This window comes from Streptomyces sp. NPDC087787, assembly GCF_044743035.1.
GTDB lineage: Bacteria > Actinomycetota > Actinomycetes > Streptomycetales > Streptomycetaceae > Streptomyces.
Genome location: NZ_JBIUVQ010000014.1, coordinates 104,227 through 121,824, shown reverse-complemented (window position 1 = coordinate 121,824; position 17,598 = coordinate 104,227). Strand labels below are relative to the sequence as shown.

General features: G+C 72.7%; 16 protein-coding genes and 1 pseudogene. 10 read left to right on the top strand and 7 right to left on the bottom strand.

The window, feature by feature from the left end; genetic code table 11:
• The first annotated feature begins 117 nt into the window (after nt 1-117).
• The 4 genes and pseudogenes from ACIOWN_RS22680 to ACIOWN_RS22665 all read left to right on the top strand — a co-directional run.
• Nucleotides 118-516, top strand: coding sequence for a 6-carboxytetrahydropterin synthase (locus ACIOWN_RS22680; RefSeq protein WP_362351211.1), 399 nt, complete (start codon nt 118-120; stop codon nt 514-516).
• The gene (locus tag ACIOWN_RS22675; RefSeq protein ID WP_401983194.1) at nt 513-1,697 is read left to right on the top strand and encodes a glycosyltransferase family 4 protein; all 1,185 of its coding nucleotides are present in this window, start codon (nt 513-515) and stop codon (nt 1,695-1,697) included. Before ACIOWN_RS22680 ends, ACIOWN_RS22675 begins: the two co-directional genes overlap by 4 nt.
• Complete coding sequence (locus ACIOWN_RS22670) at nt 1,694-2,815, top strand: methyltransferase domain-containing protein (RefSeq protein ID WP_401983193.1); 1,122 nt, start codon at nt 1,694-1,696, stop codon at nt 2,813-2,815. The genes ACIOWN_RS22675 and ACIOWN_RS22670 overlap by 4 nt, the downstream gene beginning before the upstream one ends.
• A pseudogene (locus ACIOWN_RS22665) lies at nt 2,812-3,780 on the top strand (lysylphosphatidylglycerol synthase transmembrane domain-containing protein); the annotation flags it as partial. The gene ACIOWN_RS22670 and the pseudogene ACIOWN_RS22665, both read left to right, overlap by 4 nt.
• Before the next feature lie 158 nt (nt 3,781-3,938).
• Here the strand turns inward: ACIOWN_RS22665 and ACIOWN_RS22660 are convergent.
• The gene (locus ACIOWN_RS22660; RefSeq protein ID WP_401983192.1) at nt 3,939-4,724 is read right to left on the bottom strand and encodes a creatininase family protein; all 786 of its coding nucleotides are present in this window, start codon (nt 4,722-4,724) and stop codon (nt 3,939-3,941) included.
• A 38-nt stretch (nt 4,725-4,762) separates the two neighbouring features.
• Between ACIOWN_RS22660 and ribA the strand changes: the two genes are divergently transcribed.
• Entirely contained in the window at nt 4,763-5,422 is a 660-nt protein-coding gene (ribA, locus tag ACIOWN_RS22655; RefSeq protein ID WP_362351219.1) for a GTP cyclohydrolase II, read from the top strand.
• Between the two features lie 186 nt (nt 5,423-5,608).
• Complete coding sequence (locus tag ACIOWN_RS22650; RefSeq protein WP_401983191.1) at nt 5,609-6,070, top strand: PPOX class F420-dependent oxidoreductase; 462 nt, start codon at nt 5,609-5,611, stop codon at nt 6,068-6,070.
• On the opposite strand, the gene ACIOWN_RS22645 is transcribed toward ACIOWN_RS22650, so the two are convergent.
• Nucleotides 6,037-6,966 (bottom strand): NAD(P)-dependent oxidoreductase, encoded by a 930-nt coding sequence (locus ACIOWN_RS22645; protein ID WP_401983190.1) that lies wholly within the window; start codon nt 6,964-6,966, stop codon nt 6,037-6,039. The two genes, ACIOWN_RS22650 and ACIOWN_RS22645, sit on opposite strands and share 34 nt — an antisense overlap.
• Nucleotides 6,967-7,076: 110 nt before the next feature.
• Between ACIOWN_RS22645 and ACIOWN_RS22640 the strand changes: the two genes are divergently transcribed.
• Nucleotides 7,077-7,667: a TetR/AcrR family transcriptional regulator gene (locus ACIOWN_RS22640; protein ID WP_362351224.1), complete on the top strand. Its 591-nt coding sequence runs from the start codon at nt 7,077-7,079 to the stop codon at nt 7,665-7,667.
• 168 nt (nt 7,668-7,835) lie between these two features.
• On the opposite strand, the gene gnd is transcribed toward ACIOWN_RS22640, so the two are convergent.
• The 4 genes from gnd to ACIOWN_RS22620 form a co-directional block, all read right to left on the bottom strand.
• Nucleotides 7,836-8,735, bottom strand: coding sequence for a phosphogluconate dehydrogenase (NAD(+)-dependent, decarboxylating) (gnd, locus tag ACIOWN_RS22635; RefSeq protein ID WP_362351501.1), 900 nt, complete (start codon nt 8,733-8,735; stop codon nt 7,836-7,838).
• Between the two features lie 37 nt (nt 8,736-8,772).
• Entirely contained in the window at nt 8,773-9,699 is a 927-nt protein-coding gene (opcA, locus tag ACIOWN_RS22630) for a glucose-6-phosphate dehydrogenase assembly protein OpcA (RefSeq protein WP_362351227.1), read from the bottom strand.
• Nucleotides 9,696-11,537, bottom strand: coding sequence for a glucose-6-phosphate dehydrogenase (gene zwf / locus ACIOWN_RS22625; protein WP_362351230.1), 1,842 nt, complete (start codon nt 11,535-11,537; stop codon nt 9,696-9,698). The genes opcA and zwf overlap by 4 nt, the downstream gene beginning before the upstream one ends.
• A gap of 387 nt (nt 11,538-11,924) precedes the next feature.
• Nucleotides 11,925-13,040, bottom strand: a complete 1,116-nt coding sequence (locus ACIOWN_RS22620) for a saccharopine dehydrogenase NADP-binding domain-containing protein (protein ID WP_401983189.1) — start codon at nt 13,038-13,040, stop codon at nt 11,925-11,927.
• A gap of 123 nt (nt 13,041-13,163) precedes the next feature.
• Here ACIOWN_RS22620 and ACIOWN_RS22615 point away from each other — a divergent pair, with 123 nt between their 5' ends.
• Nucleotides 13,164-13,730: a helix-turn-helix domain-containing protein gene (locus ACIOWN_RS22615; RefSeq protein ID WP_362351236.1), complete on the top strand. Its 567-nt coding sequence runs from the start codon at nt 13,164-13,166 to the stop codon at nt 13,728-13,730.
• Nucleotides 13,731-13,944: 214 nt separating this feature from the next.
• On the opposite strand, the gene ACIOWN_RS22610 is transcribed toward ACIOWN_RS22615, so the two are convergent.
• Nucleotides 13,945-15,357 (bottom strand): glycoside hydrolase family 16 protein, encoded by a 1,413-nt coding sequence (locus ACIOWN_RS22610; RefSeq protein WP_401983188.1) that lies wholly within the window; start codon nt 15,355-15,357, stop codon nt 13,945-13,947.
• Nucleotides 15,358-15,636: 279 nt separating this feature from the next.
• On the opposite strand from ACIOWN_RS22610, the gene ACIOWN_RS22605 reads away from it, so the two are divergent.
• Together ACIOWN_RS22605 and ACIOWN_RS22600 are read left to right on the top strand one after the other, a co-directional pair.
• Nucleotides 15,637-16,974 carry a 6-phospho-beta-glucosidase gene (locus tag ACIOWN_RS22605; protein ID WP_362351242.1) on the top strand — a complete coding sequence of 446 codons (1,338 nt, stop codon included), beginning with the start codon at nt 15,637-15,639 and terminating at the stop codon, nt 16,972-16,974.
• Nucleotides 16,975-17,016: 42 nt separating this feature from the next.
• Nucleotides 17,017-17,448, top strand: coding sequence for a hypothetical protein (locus tag ACIOWN_RS22600; protein ID WP_362351245.1), 432 nt, complete (start codon nt 17,017-17,019; stop codon nt 17,446-17,448).
• Nucleotides 17,449-17,598: the final 150 nt, after the last annotated feature.

The window sequence follows — 17,598 nt, the reverse complement described above, 5'->3', positions numbered from 1 at the left end:
ACCTTGAGAAAAGAGTGAGAAGCCACTGAACAACGGGAAGCGGTCAGCCGTACTACACGGCATCCCCCGGCAGGGACCGGCCGGGGATCAGACGCGCCGCACCTGGAGGGTCGTCCGTTGTTCAGCATCACCGTCCGCGATCACATCATGATCGCCCACAGCTTCCGCGGCGAGGTCTTCGGGCCCGCGCAGCGTCTGCACGGCGCCACGTTCCTCGTGGACGCCACCTTCCGGCGCGAGCAGCTGGACGACGACAACATCGTCGTCGACATCGGACTGGCCACGCAGGAACTGGGCGCCGTGGTCGGCGAGTTGAACTACCGCAACCTCGACCACGAGCCCGACTTCGCCGGCATCAACACCTCCACGGAGTTCCTGGCCAAGGTCATCGCCGACCGGCTCGCCGAACGCATCCACAAGGGTGCCCTGGGCGAGGGCGCCAGGGGCCTGGCCGGCCTCACCGTCACCCTCCACGAGTCGCACGTCGCCTGGGCGAGTTACGAGCGTGCGCTGTGACCGAGACGACCGTCCACCGTCCCTCGCCCCTGACCTACCTGCCCGCGCAGCGCGCCGGCTCGGAGAACGTCGGGATCATCCCCATGTCCCTGCGCACCGTCCACTTCGTCCTGCCGGGCGGCGTCGACGACCCGGCCACCCCCAGCGGCGGCAACGCCTACGACCGCCGGGTGAGCCTGGACCTGCCCGGCTTCGGCTGGCAGGTCCGGGCCCATCCCGTGGACGGCGCCTGGCCCCGCCCCGACGCCGAGGCCCGAGCGGAACTCGCCCGAGTCCTGCGCGAGTTGCCGGACGGCGCCGTCGTCCTGCTCGACGGGCTGGTCGCCTGCGGCGTGCCCGAGACCGTCGTGCCCGAGGCCGAGAGGCTGCGCCTGGCCGTCCTCGTCCACCTGCCGCTCGGCGACGAGACGGGACTCGACCCGGCCGTGGCCGCGGAACTCGACGCCAGGGAACGCCAGGTGCTGCGCGCGGTGGCCGCCGTCGTCGCCACCAGCGACTGGGCGGTGCGCCGCCTCGTCTCCCACCACGGCCTCGCCCCCGACCGGGTCCACGCCGCCGCCCCCGGCGCCGACATCGCTCCGCTCGCCCCCGGCACCGACGGAGTCTCCCGGCTGCTGTGCGTCGCCTCGGTCACCCCGCGCAAGGGGCAGCACCGGCTGGTGGAGGCACTGGCCGCGGTCACCGACCTGCCGTGGAGCTGCACCTGCGTCGGCGCGCTCACCCAGGACCCCGCCTATGTCGACCGGCTGCGCGGCCTGATCGCGGAGCACGGTCTGCAGGACCGCTTCCACCTGGCCGGACCGCGCGCCGGAGCCGAGCTCGACGCCAGCTACGCCGCCGCCGACCTGATGGTCCTCGCCTCCTACGCGGAGACGTACGGCATGGCGGTCACCGAGGCCCTCGCGCGGGGCATCCCGGTGCTCGCCACCGACGTCGGCGGGGTGGGCGAGGCGGTCGGCCGCGCCCCCGACGGCGGGGTGCCCGGCATCCTCGTACCGCCGGAGGACCCCGCGGCCCTCGCCGCCGAACTGCGCGGCTGGTTCGGCGAGGCCGACGTGCGGCGCCGGCTGAAGTCCGCCGCACGCGGCCGGCGTGCCGCCCTCGACGGCTGGGCCAACACCGCCCGAAGCCTGGCCGGAGTGCTGGGCCGGCTGCCGAAGGAACCCCGGAGGGCGGCATGACCACACCGGACACGTCCACGGAGACCGCCGGACTCGCCGGCACCATCCCGGCCCAGCCCGGCCCGCGGGAGCGGTCCGCCCCCGCCACGAGCGTGGCAGGGCGGTCGCTCCCGGACGCGGCGCGGCTCGCAGGAAAGGAACCCTCGGACATGGCGGATTCCGGCGCTCTCTCCCCACTGGCGGCTCAGGACACCGTGTCCCCGGAGGTGATTCCTGGGGCCGGGCCCGCCCAGCGGCCCGGGGAGCGGGCCACCGTGAGGCTTCGGGAGGACGGGGCGCAGGAGGAGCCGCCCCGGTACGCGCCCGAGTGGCTGCAGCTCCGCGAGGCCGCGGACGCCACCGCGCGGGCCACGGAGCTGCTCGATCCGCTGCGGATCCGGCTGGTGAACCTGCCGATCCGGCACGGTGGGCTCGTCGTGCACGACCTGGGGTGCGGCACCGGCTCGATGGGCCGCTGGCTCGCCCCCCGGCTGGACGGCGCCCAGCACTGGGTCCTGCACGACCGCGACCCCTACCTGCTGCACTTCGCCGCCGTGGCCTCACCGCGCGCCGCCGCCGACGGCAGCCGGGTCACCGTGGAGACGCGGCGCGGCGACGTGGCCCGGCTCACCCCGGACGCCCTGTCAGGAGCGTCCCTGGTCACGGCCTCGGCGCTGCTGGACGTCCTGACCCGCGAGGAGATCGACACCCTCGCCGCGGCCTGTGCCGGGGCGGGCTGCCCGGCGCTGCTGACGCTCTCGGTGGCCGGCCGGGTCGAACTGACCCCGGCCGATCCGCTGGACGCCGAGATCACCGAGGCGTTCAACGCCCACCAGCGGCGCACGGGGCTGCTCGGCCCCGACGCGGTCGAAGCGGCCTGCGAGGCCTTCGCCGCACACGGCGCAACCGTACGGGTGCACCCGAGCCCCTGGCGGCTCGGCCCCGACCAGCGCGAACTGACCGCCCAGTGGCTGCGCGGCTGGGTCGGCGCGGCCGTCGAACAGCGTCCCGAGCTGAAGCCGCGCGCCGACCGCTACCTCGCCGACCGCCTGGAGGCCTGCGCGGCGGGGGAGTTGCAGGTGGTCGTGCACCACAACGACCTCCTGGCGCTGTCCCGGCCGACGGACCGTGCCGCATGAGCGCCCAGACGGTGGACGCACCTCGCCTGCGCGACCGGGAGGCGGGTGCGGGGGAGGGGGCGTCCAACGCGTCACACGCGACTCGGCCACACGGCACATCCGCCGACGACCGCGCTCGCACCCCCCTCGCCGCCGCGCTGTCCCGGCTCAACACCCGTGCCGTACGCACCCACTTCGGGAGCGTCGCCGGAGTCGCCATCCTCGCCGTCCTGCTGTGGCGGCTGGGCACCGGTGTCTTCCTGGACGGGCTGCGGCGGATCGACACGCCGACGCTCCTCGTGGCGCTCGGCATCGGGCTGGTCACCACCGTGTTCAGCGCCTGGCGCTGGCAGTTGGTGGCCCGCGGACTGCGCATCCGGCTGCCGCTCGGCCCGGCGGTGGCCGACTACTACCGCGCGCTGTTCCTGAACGCGGCGCTGCCCGGCGGTGTCCTGGGCGACGTGCACCGGGCGGTGCGGCACGGGCAGAGCGCCGGCGACCTGGGACGCGGCGTGCGGGCCGTCGTCCTCGAACGGGTCGCCGGGCAGATCGCGCTCGCCGTCACCGGCGCGGCGGTCCTGCTCGCCCTGCCGTCCCCCGTGCGCGACCAGACGCGGCACCTCGTGGCGCTGTTCGCGTTCGCCGCCGCCGGTGCGTTCGCCATCGTCCTCGCCCTGCGGATGAACCGCGCGCCCTCGCGGCGTGGACAGGCCCTGCGCCGCGCCCTCGCCGAGGCCCGCGAGGGGCTGCTGTCCCGTCGCAACGGGCCGGGCGTCGCGCTGTCCTCGGCCGTCGTCCTGGCCGGGCACATCGTGATGTTCGTGGTCGCCGCGCACGTCGCCGGCCTCGCGGCCCCGGTGCTCGTCCTGCTGCCCCTGGCGGTCCTCGCGCTGGTGGCCATGGGACTGCCGCTGAACGTGGGCGGGTTCGGGCCCCGCGAGGGCGTGGCCGCCTGGGCGTTCGGCGCGGCCGGACTCGGCGCGAGCACCGGAGTGGCGGTGGCCGTGGTGTACGGCGTGCTCAGCTTCGTCGCCAGCCTGCCCGGGGCGCTCGTCCTCGTCGCCCGCTGGTACACCGCGATGCGCGCCGGGTCCCGCCCCGCCGAACCCGCCCCGGAACCCGGCCGCGCGTCCGACGGGGACTGTCAGCGTCCGCTCTCCGGCAATCCGGGGCCCTCGGAAGTGAGCAGCGAGAAATACGGACCGAAGGCGGCCGCAAGGCTGTTCAGCAGTTCCTCGCCCTTTTCCGCGGAACCCAGGGAGGGACGCCCGATGACGCCCGATTCGGTATAGGCGGACATTCCGGTGGTGAGCAGATGCCGCCGGTCGTCCGCGACGAAATCGGCGGACTCGTAACCGGCCCGGACCATTTCCGGATGAGCGTGCAGAAGAATGGAGGTCTCGATTTCCCCCGCGTGCATGTCGGTGAGCGGCGAGGTGCGCACCCCGGCCGCGTCGAGGGCCGTCTGCCAGTCCTCCGCGGCCGGGAACAGCGCGAGGCGCTCACCGCGCGCGGAGGACTCCTGAACGACGTTGCCCAGCACGTAGTTTCCGCCGTGACCGTTGACGACCACCAGGGCCTCGACGCCGGAGCGGCGCAGTGAGTCCGCGATGTCCCGCACCACCGCATGAAGGGTCACGGAGGAGATGCTGACGGTTCCAGGCCAGGCCGCGTGCTCGTGCGAGCAGGAGATCGTCACCGGTGGAAGGAGGTGCACCGGGTACGCGTCGGCGATCCGGCGTGCGATGGCGCAGGCGACCAGCGTGTCGGTCGCCAACGGGAGGTACGGTCCGTGCTGTTCGAAACTGCCCACCGGCAGGACGGCCGCCTGCCGTGAGAGGTCCGCCCCCCGCGCCCGTACGTCTTGCGTGGTGTCCGCCGGCAACGGACCATGTGCCGTCGGCCTCGGCCGCGTTTCCGAACCACTCATTGTTTTCCGGCCTTTCGTCTCTGCTTAGGAATCAGATCATGACAGAAGACCTCGCCGTACTCGGCAAGAAGTCGTCCCGGCGTACAGGTGTGGAGCGCGTCGTGAATGCCCCGTTGCCCACCGTGTACGGGAAATTCCAGGCGGTCGGCTACCTGGACCACGACCGCGGCGACGAACAAGTCGCCCTGGTGCACGGTGACATCGGAACCGACCGGGTCCTGGTGCGGCTGCACTCGGAGTGCCTGACCGGGGACGCGTTCGGCTCCCAGCACTGCGAGTGCGGCGACCAGCTCGCCGCCGCGCTGCGCGCCGTCGTCGCCGAAGGCAGCGGCATCGTCGTCTACTTGAGAGGCCACGAGGGCCGGGGCATCGGGCTGCTCGCCAAGCTGCGGGCGATGGCGCTGCAGGCGGAGGGCCTGGACACGGTCGAGGCCAACCTCGCGCTCGGCCTGCCGGTCGACGCCCGCGACTACGGTGTGGCCGCCGGGATGCTGCACGACCTGGGTGTGCGCTCGGTTCGTCTGATGTCCAACAACCCGCGCAAGCGCGAGGCGTTGGTGCAGCACGGCATCCAGGTCGCCGAGACGGTCCCGCTGCTGATACCGCCGTGCGAGAGCAACATCACCTACCTGCGCACCAAGCGGGAGCGGCTCGACCACCACCTGCCCCACCTGGACGCGGTGGCGCACCTGTCCTGAGCCGGGCGGCCCGGCGCCGCACGACGACCGGACCCGGGCCGGGACGCACCCGGCCGGGCAGCCGGCGAGGGAAGCGGGAAACCCGGCGGGCGACCGCCGGGATCCCCCGCCCGCTTCGCCCCGGACCCGGGGGCGGGGAAGCGGCCACGGGGAATGCGCGGCGCGGCCCCGCTGGTTGACCGGAGTATGACTCAGGACACGCCGTACGACGCCGCACAGGAAGCCCTGCTCGCGCTGCTCTCGGAAAGCCGCGGCGGGGTACTGGTCACGCTCAAGCGGGACGGCCGGCCCCAGCTGTCGAACGTAGCGCACGCCTACGACCCGGACGGGCGGGTCATCCGTGTCTCGCTCACCGACGACCGCGCCAAGACCCGCAATCTGCGCCGGGACCCGCGGGCGTCCTACCACGTCACCAGCCCGGACCGGTGGGCCTACACGGTCGCCGAGGGCACCGCGGACCTGTCACCGGTCGCCGCGGACCCGTACGACGAGACCGTCGAGGAACTGGTACGCCTCTACCGGGAGATCCTCGGCGAGCATCCCGACTGGGACGACTACCGCGCCACCATGGTCCGCGACCGCCGACTGGTGCTCCGCCTGCGGGTGGACCGGGCCTACGGCATTCCCAAGCGCGCCCCCGGCGGGTGAGGCGGGAGCGGGGCCGGGCCGGCATCCGCACGCGTACGGCTCTCGATCGCCCGCAGGACCGCCACCATGTCCTGGCCGCCGTGGCCGAGCGACACGGTCTCCTCGAACAGGGCGTGGCACACGTCGAGCAGCGGGGAGGCGGTGCCGGACGCGCGTGCGGCCTCGGCGATCAGCCGGTTGTTCTTCAGCACGTCGAGGGCGGCGGCCTGGACGTCGAAGTCCCCGGCCAGCAGCTTGGGCGCCTTCATCCGCGAGACCGGGCTGGCCATCGGGCCCGCGTCGAGGACGTCGAGGAACAGGCGCGGGTCGAGCCCCTGCCGCTCGGCGAAGTGGAACGCCTCGGTGAGTCCGGTCACCAGCGTGATCAGGAACAGGTTCACCGACAGTTTCGTGAGCAGCGCGCCCGGTGCGGGGCCGCACACGAACGTCTGGCGGCACAGGGGAGCGAGCAGCGGCCGTACGGTCCGTACCGCTTGATCGTCACCGGCCAGCATCGCCACCAGCGCGCCGTTCTCCGCCGGTACGCGGGAGCCGGAGACGGGCGCCTCGACATAGCTGCCGCCCGCGTCCCGTACGCCGGACTCCAGTGCGCGTGAGTAGGCGGGCGAGGTGGTGCCCATGTGGACGACCACCCGCCCGGCGACGCGCGCGGCGAAGTCCGGCCCGCCGCGGCCGAGCGTCGCGTCGGTGGCGGCGCCGTCCGCCAGCATCAGGAGCACCACGTCCGAGCGGGCGAACACCTCGCCGGGGTCCGCCGCGACCCGGGCGCCGGCCGCGCGCAGCGGAGCGGTACGGGAGGCCGTGCGGTTCCACACGGTGAGGGGAGTGCCGGAGCGGGCCAGCCGGAGCGCCATGGGCTGCCCCATGACTCCGAGACCGATGAAGCCGACGTTCACGAGGACCGCCCTGAGGTCGGGACCGGGCTATGACAGTGGTCATAGTAGCGCCGCTCATGACGGCGGTCATAGGGTGGGCGCGAGACGTGTACGGAGCCGGGAGGCCGACGATGACGGGCACCGAGCGGGGGCCGCGCGAGCGGATGGTGTTCAGCGCGGCCCAGCTCATCCGGCGCGACGGCGTGGGCGCGACCGGGATGCGGGAGGTGGCCGCCCACGCCGGGGCGCCCCGCGGATCCCTCCAGCACTACTTCCCGGGCGGCAAGGAGCAACTGGTCAACGAGGCGGTGGCGTGGGCCGGCCGGTACGCGGGCCGCCGCGTCGCGCGCTTCATGGCGGGCATGGCCGAGCCGACGCCGGGCGGGCTGTTCGCCGCGATGGTCGGGCAGTGGACCGACGAGTACGAGACGGCCGGGTTCCTCTCGGGGTGCCCGGTCGCCGCGGCGACGGTGGACTGCGTCTCGGCCCGCGCGTCCACCCGGGAGGCGACCGCCGCCGCGTTCACGGCCTGGCGGTCGCCGGTCGCCGAGGCCCTGACAAGCATGGGCGTACCACCCGAACGGGCCGAACCCCTGGCCACCCTGATGATCAGCTCCCTGGAAGGCGCGATCATCCTCTCCCGCGCCCAAGGAGACGTACGCCCCTTGAAGACGGTGGCGCGAGAACTGGCCCCGCTCCTGAACGCGGCCGCATCCCGCTGACCGCGTCCCGGTCGCACCCGGACCGCGACAAGGCGTATCGAGATCCGGCAGCGCTCGGCGTCGCGACACCCCGGAACATGCGCCGCCGCGAACCGCGAGCGCGCCCCTGTCCCAACGGCGCGCCGGCGCGCACGTTCCGGGCAGGCGGGCGGGCGCGGCGGGCCGGGGTCAGGGCTTCTTCGGCTCGTCCGTCTGCGTCGCCTCCACCGCGTGGCCGCCGAACTGGTTGCGCAGGGCCGCGACCATCTTCATCTGGGGGGAGTCGTCCTGGCGGGAGGCGAAGCGGGCGAAGAGGGCGGCGGTGATCGCCGGCATCGGCACGGCGTGGTCGATGCCCGCCTCCACCGTCCAGCGGCCCTCGCCGGAGTCCTCCGCGTAGCCGCGCAGCTTCTTCAGGTGCTCGTCGTCGTCCAGGGCGTCGACGGCGAGGTCGAGGAGCCAGGAGCGGATGACGGTGCCCTGCGTCCAGGAGCGGAACACCTCGCGGACGTCGGTGACCGAGTCCACCGTCTCGAGGAGTTCCCAGCCCTCGGCGTAGGCCTGCATCATCGCGTACTCGATGCCGTTGTGGACCATCTTCGCGAAGTGCCCCGCGCCCACCTTGCCCGCGTGCACGAAGCCGTACGGGCCCTCCGGCTTGAGCGCGTCGAAGATCGGCTTCAGCCACCGGACGTGCTCCTCGTCGCCGCCCACCATCAGCGCGTAGCCGTTCTTCAGGCCCCACACGCCCCCGGAGACGCCCGCGTCGACGAAGCCGACGCCCCGCGCGTGCAACTGCTTGGCGTGCTTCTCGTCGTCCGTCCACCGGGAGTTGCCGCCGTCGACGACGATGTCGCCGGGTTTGAGCAGGGTCGCCAGCTGGTCGATGACCGTCTGGGTGGCGCCGCCGGCCGGCACCATCACCCAGACCACGCGCGGTGCCTCGAGCCGGTCCACGAGATCGACCAGGCCGTCCACGTCGGAGACGTCCGGATTTCGGTCGTAGCCCACCACGGTGAGGCCGGCGTTGCGGAGACGTTCCCGCATGTTGCCGCCCATCTTGCCGAGGCCGACGAGACCCAACTGTATCGATGCCATCTCAGCTCACTTCCTGGATGTCGGACATTCAGACGGTCTCCTTGGCGCCCTCGCCGCGCAGCGCGACGGCGTACATCTCGTCGGCGTCGAGGCGGCGCAGCTCCTCGGCGATGAGCTCGGACAGAGGGCGGACCTTCAGCGCGAGGGTGCGCGGCGGCTGGCCCGGCAGGGACAGCGTGGCCAGCGGGCCCTCGGGCCGGTCGAGGACGATCTCCCCGTTGTCGGTGCCCAGCCGTACGGCTGTGACGAACGGGCCGCCGGAGACCACACGGTCCGTCCGCACACCCAGCCGGGCCTCCAGCCAGCGGGCCAGCAGCTCCGCGCTCGGGTTGTCCGCCTCGGCCTCCACGGCCGCCGAGACCACCGGCACCCGGGCCTGGTCCAGCGCCGCGGCCAGCATCGAGCGCCAGAGGGTGAGCCGGGTCCAGGCCAGGTCGGTGTCGCCGGGAGCGTAGGTGCGCACGCGTGCCTGGAGGATCTCCAGCGGGCGCTCCACGGCGTACAGGTCGGTGATCCTGCGCTGCGCCAGCCTGCCCAGCGGATCCTGCGCCGGGTTCTCGGGCGCGTCCACCGGCCACCAGACGACGACCGGCGCGTCCGGCAGCAGCAGCGGCAGCACCACCGAGTCGGCGTGCTCGGACACCTCGCCGTAGGTGCGCAGTACGGCCGTCTCGCCCGTACCCGCCTCGGAGCCCACCCGTACCTCGGCGTCCAGCCGGGAGTGCGTGCGGTCGCGCAGGGTGCGGGCGTGCCGCCTGACGACGAGCAGGGTGCGCGAGGGGTGCTCGCGCGAGGCCTCCTCGGCGGCTTTCAGCGAGTCGTAGGCGTTCTCCTCGTCCGTGACGATGACCATCGTCAGGACCATGCCCACGGCGGGTGTGCCGATGGCACGGCGGCCCCGCACCAGCGCGTTGTTGATCTCTCCCGCGGTGGTGTCGGTAAGGTCGATCTTCATGGCCTGCGCCAGCTCCGTCCGTCTCGTGCGAGCATCTCGTCGGCTTGCGGCGGACCCCATGTGCCCGCCGCGTACTGCGCCGGCCTGCCGTGGTCGTCCCAGTACGCCTCCACCGGGTCGAGGATCTTCCACGACTCCTCGACCTCCTGGTGCCTCGGGAACAGGTTGGCGTCGCCGAGCAGTACGTCCAGGATGAGGCGTTCGTACGCCTCCGGGCTGGACTCCGTGAAGGACTCGCCGTAGGCGAAGTCCATCGTCACGTCCCGGATCTCCATGGAGGTGCCCGGCACCTTCGAACCGAACCTGACCGTCATGCCCTCGTCCGGCTGGACGCGGATCACGATCGCGTTCTCGCCCAGCTCCTCGGTGGCGGTGGAGTCGAAGGGGGAGTGCGGGGCCCGCTGGAAGACCACCGCGATCTCGGTCACCCGGCGGCCCAGGCGCTTTCCGGCGCGCAGGTAGAACGGGACACCGGCCCAGCGGCGGTTGGCGATCTCCAGGCGCAGCGCCGCGTACGTGTCGGTCTTCGACCGCGGGTCGATGCCGTCCTCCTGGAGGTAGCCGACGACCTGCCCGCCGCCCTGCCAGCCCTTCGTGTACTGGGCGCGCACGGTGTGGTGGCCCAGGTCCTCGGGCAGCCGCACCGATTTCAGCACCTTCAGTTTCTCGGTGAGCAGCGCCTCGGCGTCGAAGGCGATGGGTTCCTCCATCGCGGTGAGCGCCATGAGTTGCAGCAGGTGGTTCTGGATGACGTCGCGTGCGGCGCCGATGCCGTCGTAGTAGCCGGCGCGGCCGCCGATGCCTATGTCCTCGGCCATGGTGATCTGCACATGGTCGACGTAGGACCGGTTCCAGACCGGCTCGTACATCTGGTTGGCGAAGCGCAGGGCCAGGATGTTCTGGACGGTCTCCTTGCCCAGGTAGTGGTCGATGCGGAAGACCTGTTCCGGGTCGAACACCTCGTGCACGATCCGGTTGAGCTCCCGGGCGCTGGCGAGATCGTGACCGAACGGCTTTTCGATGACCGCCCGCCGCCAGGAGCCCTTCGGGCCCTCCGCCAGCCCGTGCTTCTTCAGCTGCTGGACGACCTTGGGGAAGAACCTCGGCGGTACGGAGAGATAGAAGGCGAAGTTGCCGCCCGTGCCGCGGGAGGAGTCCAGGTCCTCCACCGCCGCGCGCAGGTGCTTGAACGCCGTGTCGTCGTCGAAGTTGCCGGGGACGAACCGCATGCCCTCGGAGAGCTGCTGCCAGACCTCCTCGCGGAACGGCGTGCGCGCGTGCTCCTTGACGGCGTCGTGCACCACCTCGGCGAAGTCCTGGTCCTCCCAGTCCCGCCGCGAGAAGCCGACCAGGGAGAAGCCCGGGGGCAGCAGTCCGCGGTTGGCCAGATCGTAGACGGCGGGCATCAGCTTCTTGCGGGACAGGTCCCCGGTGACGCCGAAGATCACCAGCCCGGACGGCCCCGCGATCCGCGGCAGCCGCCGGTCCCTGGTGTCACGCAGCGGATTCACCCAATCGGCCGCGGCCCCCACCGGCACCCGTACGCCGGGCGCCTGGTCCTTCTCGGTGCCGGAGGCCGCGGTCCCGGTGGAGGCCGCGGCAGCGGGGGCTGCGGTCTCAGTGGTGGCGGCAGTGCGGGCCGCGGTCCCCGTGGGGTCCGCCGCCCCCGGCCCCGGCGCCCGGGCCCGCGTGGCCGCCGGTGCCTCGCTGTCCGTGGGGCCGGCGCTCGGGGGCGTGGGCTTCGCGGCCGCGGTCGGTGCCCGGCCGCGGGCGGCCGGTGGGCTGGAGTCCGCCGCCCGGGAGGCATGCGCCGCAGCCTCGGTGGGCTTCCTGCTCATTCCACGTCAACTCCCTTGCGATCGAAGGGCCTGGCCACCGCCTCCGGCGGGTCGCCCTGCGGCTGGTGATCACCGTGCCGGGCGCGACCGGTTCGTCCGTCTGCGGGGTGTCCTCGTAATACAGGGTGTCCGCGTACGGGGGATCCCTCACCTCGATCCGCGGATCCGCCCGCGCCCGCGGCCGACCGGCACCGCGGGGTGTGGCGGTCAGGACCGCTTCGGTCACAGTGAGCTGTTGACAGCAACAGTTCGTCGCTCTGGGTGATCATCAGGCGGTGCGGGCGTCGGGGCCTGGGCCTTGAGCACGGCGATCCTGTGCGCGCCGGCGGTTGTCGCGGGCACCCGCCGAGGCCCCGGCAGCCGCCGGACGGCGGGCATCGGCGCTCCTCAGTCCAGTATGAAGGTGCCGCCTGCGGTCGTCGCCAGGTCAGTTCCGAGGGCGGCTGCCGGTGTCCAGGCGCCGGGGCTGCCGACGCCACGGGCCAGCAGTTCGGTGACGGTGGCGGTGACGTCGGCCGTGAAGTCCATGCCGTCGCCGGCGCGGAGCCATCCCTCGCGCCGGGTGCAGTCCGCCCACTCGACGACGGCGTGCCCCCAGGAGTGCTTGCGCGGACGGGGTGCGGCCTTCACCGGGACCCGGCCGAGCCGGCCGACGGCGAGGCGTCGCAGCGCCGGAACGGACAACAGGCGGCCGAGCGGCGGGAGCAGGGCACGTATCAGCGGAGCGGTCGGCACGAGAGCGGAAGTGGCGGTGACGAACGGTGCTCCGCTCACCGCATGCGCCGCGACGAGCTCGCCGGACGCGACACCTGCCGACTTCGCCGACTCCCTGTCCGGAAAGGTGAGTTGCTGCGGGTCCGCGCCGAGGCGCGACGTCATCAGCCGCCCGTTCTCGTACCGCCGTCCGCCGGCGGTGAGCACGTCCACGATGCTGGCCGCCAAGGCGGCACCGAGCGGGCCCGCCTCGACGGCCACCGAGGCCGCGGCGTCGACCCGCACCCGGTGCGGCGTGGGCCGGCCTTCGCACAGCTTCGCCACCACCGCCTCCGTCGCCAGCACGCCGAATCCGGCGCCGGTGACCAGGGTGCTGCCGGCCCGCACCGCTTCGTCGTGCAGGGCGAGCAGCCGGTCCACGGCGACCACGTCGTTGGCCTGGTCGACGTAGTGGCCGCCGGGCATGCAGGCACGGGCGATCACCGGTGCCGTGGCGGCGAAGGCACCCATCGTGTTCACCACCACCCGCGGGCGCTCCCGGACGATCTCGTCCGCGATCCGCTCAGCCGAGTCGGCGACGACGACCTTCGCGTCCCCGGGCAGACCGGCTTCGGCCCCGACGGCGACCATCCGCTCCCGGCTGCGCCCGACCGGCACGACCGTCAACCCCCGCGCGGCCAGTCGCGCGGTCACGCCCCGGCCCACACGGCCGGTCGCCCCGACTATCCATACCTCGTCGTTCGTCCGGCTCTCGCCTGCCGTCCCGCCGGTCCCGCTGGTCTCGGTCATGCGACGTCACCCTGCCTGCTCCGGGCCGCGCCGGGGACGGGCGTCCCCAGTGATGACACAGTGTGTCATGAGTGCAGGCTAGCACTGACGACACAGTGAGACATCGCCTGTTAGGGTCAACTTATGGCGAGGTGGGATCCGGGTGCCGAGGAGCGCCTGAAGCGGGCGGCTGTCGAGCTGTACCTGGAGCGCGGCTACGACAACGTGACGGTGACCCATATCGCCGAGCGGGCCGGACTCACCCGGCGCTCCTACTTCCGCTACTTCCCCGACAAGCGCGAGGTCCTCTTCGCCGGCTCGGAGCGCCTGCCCCCGACGCTGGCGGAGGCGGTCCTGGCGGCGGACCCGAACGCGGCTCCGCTCGCCGCCGTCCTCGACGCGCTGGCGCGAGTCGGTGCCGAGCTCGTCGAGCACGTGGACGGCGCGGCGGAGCGCCGGGCGGTGATCGACGCCAGCCCCGAGTTGCAGGAGCGCGAACGGACCAAGACCGCTGCGATCACCGCTGCGATCCGCGACGCCCTGAAGCAGCGTCAGGTGAACGCCGAGACGGCCGAACTGGTCGCGCAGCTCGCCACGGTGGCCTTCCAGAACGCCTTCAGACGCTGGATCGAGGCCGAAGGGCGTGCGGGTTTCGGCAGCTGCCTGCACACGGTGACCGACGAACTGCGAGCCGCCCTCGCCGGGATGTGAGAAGGACGTCTGCCCAGTGCCACAACTGATCGCTTCAGGGCGGGACCGACGTCTCCACCTGCCCAGCTTGTTTACCACTGCCGCCGAACCCCTCTGAAGCACCGGAGTGGCCAACCGGTACGCACGGTGACCAACGTGCCCAGTCACAACCTCACAGAGCGTCACCGGGGCCCCACGCGTGCGCGTGGAGCCCCGGTGGACGGATCCGTGCCGGTCAGTGACCGAAGTCGAACCAGTTGACGTTCACGAAGTCCGCCGGCTGGCCGCTGCTGAAGGTGAGGTACACGTCGTGGGTGCCGGTCACCGGGCTGATGTTCGCCGGGACCGTCCTCCAGGACTGCCAGCCTCCGGTGTTGGCCAGCGCGAAGCTGCCGACGGGCGCGTTGCCGCGGTTGTCCAGGCGTACCTCGACCAGTCCGCTGACCCCGGGCGCGGCGCCGCTGGCGACCCGCGCGTAGAACTGCCGGGCCGCGTTGGAGCCGAAGTTCACGCCCTTGTAGAGGGCCCAGTCGCCGTTCGAGACGGCGCCGATGTTCTGGCCGCCGCCCGTGTCGGTGGTCGTCTCGGTGATGACACCGCTCTGGCTGTCGTAGGACTCGGCCTGGATGGGGCTGTAGGCGTCCCGGTTGCCGGACGGCGGAGGTGTGGTACCGCTCCCACCGTCGGAGGACTGGAGCACCTGCACATAGTCCACGGTCATCGGGTGGCCGGGTTCGGTGCCGCCGTCCGGGCCGCCGCCGAACGCGCCGGGGAAGCCGCCGCCCATCGCCACGTTCAGGATGACGAAGTACCCGTGGTTGGTGGCGTTGGTCCAGGTCGCCGCGTCCACGTCGCTGGACCGCACGGTGTGGAAGTTGACGCCGTCGACGTAGAAGCGGATCTGCTCGGGGCTGGTCGACCTGTCCCACTCCATGGCGTACGTGTGGAAGCCGGCCTGGCAGGTGCTGCCCGTGCACGAGGTCGAACCGCCGAGGCCCGTCGTCTCCTTGCACGGCCCGTCCGGGTTGGTGCCGCAGTGCATGGTCGCCCAGTTGGTGTTGAGGCCCTGGACGTTCTCCATGATGTCCAGCTCGCCGACGCCGGGCCAGTTCCAGTAGTTGCCGCGGAAGGGCGCGCCCAGCATCCAGAAGGCGGGCCAGTACCCCTTGGCGGCGGCGCCGGTGACGTTGGGCATCTGGACGCGGGCCTGCACGCGCAGCTTGCCGCCGGCCGGGGGCTGGAAGTCGGTGCGCTTGGTCTCGATGCGGCCCGAGGTCCAGTTGCCGGCGGCGTCCCGGCGCGGAGTGATGAGCAGGTTGCCGTTGCCGTCGAGGGAGACGTTGCTGGTGCTGGACGTCATCGTCTCGATCTCGCCGGTACCCCAGTTGGCGGCGCCGCCCGGGTAGGACGTGCCGGTGTCGTACTGCCAGTTGGCGGTGTTGACGCCGGTGCCGGCCGGGCCGTCGAACTCGTCGAGGAAGACCTGGGTCCAGCCCGACGGGGGTGTGGGGGCGGAGGCGTTCGCGGGCAGGGTGCCGACGGTGGCGGCGGCCGCCGCCAGGCCGAGCGTGCCGAGGGCGGCGACGAGCGCGCGCCGCACGGAACGTCTGCGGAGTGTGGCGGCGGGCGTGACGGGGGGTTCACTCATGGGGGGTGCCTCTCGGGTACGGAGTGGGGGTGCTCGATGCGGTGCTCGAACACGTACGGGGAGGTCTTGAGAGCGCGTTGCGGGGAGAGTCTGAGAGCGCTCTCATTGATGTGTGCGCGGCCAATGTGCCCTCGGGCTCCGCCACCGTCAAGAGTTAAAACGAAGAAAGTCCTTGCGTGGAACGGGAGTTCAAGGCTTCACCCCAACAGAAGGGAGGTCCGACGTGTTCCCGCCCCGCCTCGCCGCCTCCGGGGGCGGGGCCGGACGTAGGGTGCAGGCGTGAGGCTGACGATTCTGGGCGGCGGCGGATTCCGTGTGCCGCTGGTGTACGGGGCACTGCTCGCCGACCGCGCCGAGGGCCGGGTCACCGAGGTCGTCCTGCACGACCTGGACGCCGGGCGGCTGTCCGCGGTCGGCAGGGTGCTGACCGAACAGGCCGCAGGAGTGCCCGACGCGCCCGTGGTGCGGGCCACCACCGACCTGGACGAGGCCCTGCGCGGCGCCGACTTCGTGTTCTCCGCCATCCGGGTCGGCGGCCTGGAGGGGCGCGCGGAGGACGAACGGGTGGCGCTCGCTGAGGGCGTGCTCGGCCAGGAGACGGTGGGCGCGGGCGGCATCGCCTACGGACTGCGCACCGTGCCCGTGGCCGTCGAGATCGCCCGTCGGGTGGCCCGGCTGGCGCCCGACGCCTGGGTCATCAACTTCACCAACCCGGCCGGACTGGTCACCGAGGCCATGTCACGGCATCTCGGCGACCGGGTGATCGGCATCTGCGACTCGCCCGTCGGCCTCGGCCGGCGCGTCGCCCGCGTGCTCGGCGCGGACCCGGGACGGGCGTGGATCGACTACGCCGGCCTCAACCACCTCGGCTGGCTGCGCGGACTGCGCGTGGCCGGCCGCGACCAACTCCCGCGCCTGCTCGCCGACCCCGAACTGCTCGGCTCCTTCGAGGAGGGCAGGCTCTTCGGCGCCGACTGGCTACGGTCGCTGGGCGCGATCCCCAACGAGTACCTGCACTACTACTACTTCAACCGCGAGGCCGTACAGGCTCACCACGAGCCCGGGAAGACCCGCGGAGCCTTCCTGCGCGACCAGCAGGCCGGGTTCTACGAGGAGTTGCGGGACCCGAAGGCCGCCGCCCTCCCGGCCTGGAACCGCACCCGCGCCGAGCGCGAGGCCACCTACATGGCGGAGAACCGCGAGGCGGCGGGGGCGGGGGAGCGGGAGGCCGACGACCTCTCCGGCGGCTACGAGAAGGTCGCCCTCGCCCTGATGCGGGCCATCGCACGCGACGAGCGCACCACGCTGATCCTCAACGTCCGCAACCGGGGCACCCTTTCGGTGCTGGACGCCGAGGCCGTCGTCGAGGTGCCCTGCCTGGTCGACGCGAACGGCGCGCACCCGGTCTCGGTGGATCCGCTGCCCGGGCACGCGACCGGGCTGGTCTGCGCGGTCAAGGCGGTCGAGCGCGAGGTGCTCGCCGCGGCCGGGTCGGGCTCGCGCGCGACGGCCGTGAAGGCCTTCGCGCTGCACCCGCTGATCGACTCCGTTGACGTGGCCCGCCGCCTCGTCGACGGCTACCTCGCCGTCCACCCGGGCCTGGCGTATCTGCGATGAGGCGGGCCGCCGCGCGGCGGCCCGTGACCAAGGGGGAATGACGTGACTGTCACATGGCGAAGCGCCGCGTCCTACGCGCTCATCGTTGTGGTTCTGTCCTGGCTGACCGGGGCGGCCGTGGACCTGGCCTGGACGGCCGCTTCCGGCGGCGGCCTCGGGGGATGGGTCTCCCTGTGGGCGACGGACCCGTGGAACGCGGTCTTCGTCGTGGCCGCCACCGCGTCCCTGACGCTGACCAGGGGTCTGCTGTCCGCGCTGCCGCGCCTGCGCGCGGTCCTGGTCGACGGGCTCGTCTACCTGGCGATGCTGCTGGTTTGTTCGGGGCTGTCGGCCTGGGCCGGCGGCGAGGATGCCCCGGCGGACACGGCGTCCATGATGGCGGTCTACTCGCTGTTCACGCTGCAGCTCCCGGCCGCGTGGCTGCTGTGCGTATGGCGGACGGGGCGACTGGAGGTCGTTCTCAGCCGGGCCTGAGACCCCGGCTTGCCGGGCCGGTCGGTCGCTCCCCCGTAGTGCGACCGACCGTCCCGTCCCCCGTTCCCCCGTGGTCCCCCGTTGCCCCCACCTTTGAGAGTCGCTGGTCGGGGCCCTGATACACCCCGGGCGGAAAATTTCCGGAAGAAG

What these genes read in the sequence shown, in the direction of transcription:
- ACIOWN_RS22670 (WP_401983193.1), top strand. Translation starts at nt 1,694, where the DNA reads ATGACCACACCGGACACGTCCACGGAGACCGCCGGACTCGCCGGCACC.
- ACIOWN_RS22660 (WP_401983192.1), bottom strand. Translation starts at nt 4,724, where the DNA reads ATGAGTGGTTCGGAAACGCGGCCGAGGCCGACGGCACATGGTCCGTTG.
- ribA (WP_362351219.1), top strand. Translation starts at nt 4,763, where the DNA reads ATGACAGAAGACCTCGCCGTACTCGGCAAGAAGTCGTCCCGGCGTACA.
- ACIOWN_RS22650 (WP_401983191.1), top strand. Translation starts at nt 5,609, where the DNA reads ATGACTCAGGACACGCCGTACGACGCCGCACAGGAAGCCCTGCTCGCG.
- ACIOWN_RS22640 (WP_362351224.1), top strand. Translation starts at nt 7,077, where the DNA reads ATGACGGGCACCGAGCGGGGGCCGCGCGAGCGGATGGTGTTCAGCGCG.
- opcA (WP_362351227.1), bottom strand. Translation starts at nt 9,699, where the DNA reads ATGAAGATCGACCTTACCGACACCACCGCGGGAGAGATCAACAACGCG.
- zwf (WP_362351230.1), bottom strand. Translation starts at nt 11,537, where the DNA reads ATGAGCAGGAAGCCCACCGAGGCTGCGGCGCATGCCTCCCGGGCGGCG.
- ACIOWN_RS22620 (WP_401983189.1), bottom strand. Translation starts at nt 13,040, where the DNA reads ATGACCGAGACCAGCGGGACCGGCGGGACGGCAGGCGAGAGCCGGACG.
- ACIOWN_RS22615 (WP_362351236.1), top strand. Translation starts at nt 13,164, where the DNA reads ATGGCGAGGTGGGATCCGGGTGCCGAGGAGCGCCTGAAGCGGGCGGCT.
- ACIOWN_RS22610 (WP_401983188.1), bottom strand. Translation starts at nt 15,357, where the DNA reads ATGAGTGAACCCCCCGTCACGCCCGCCGCCACACTCCGCAGACGTTCC.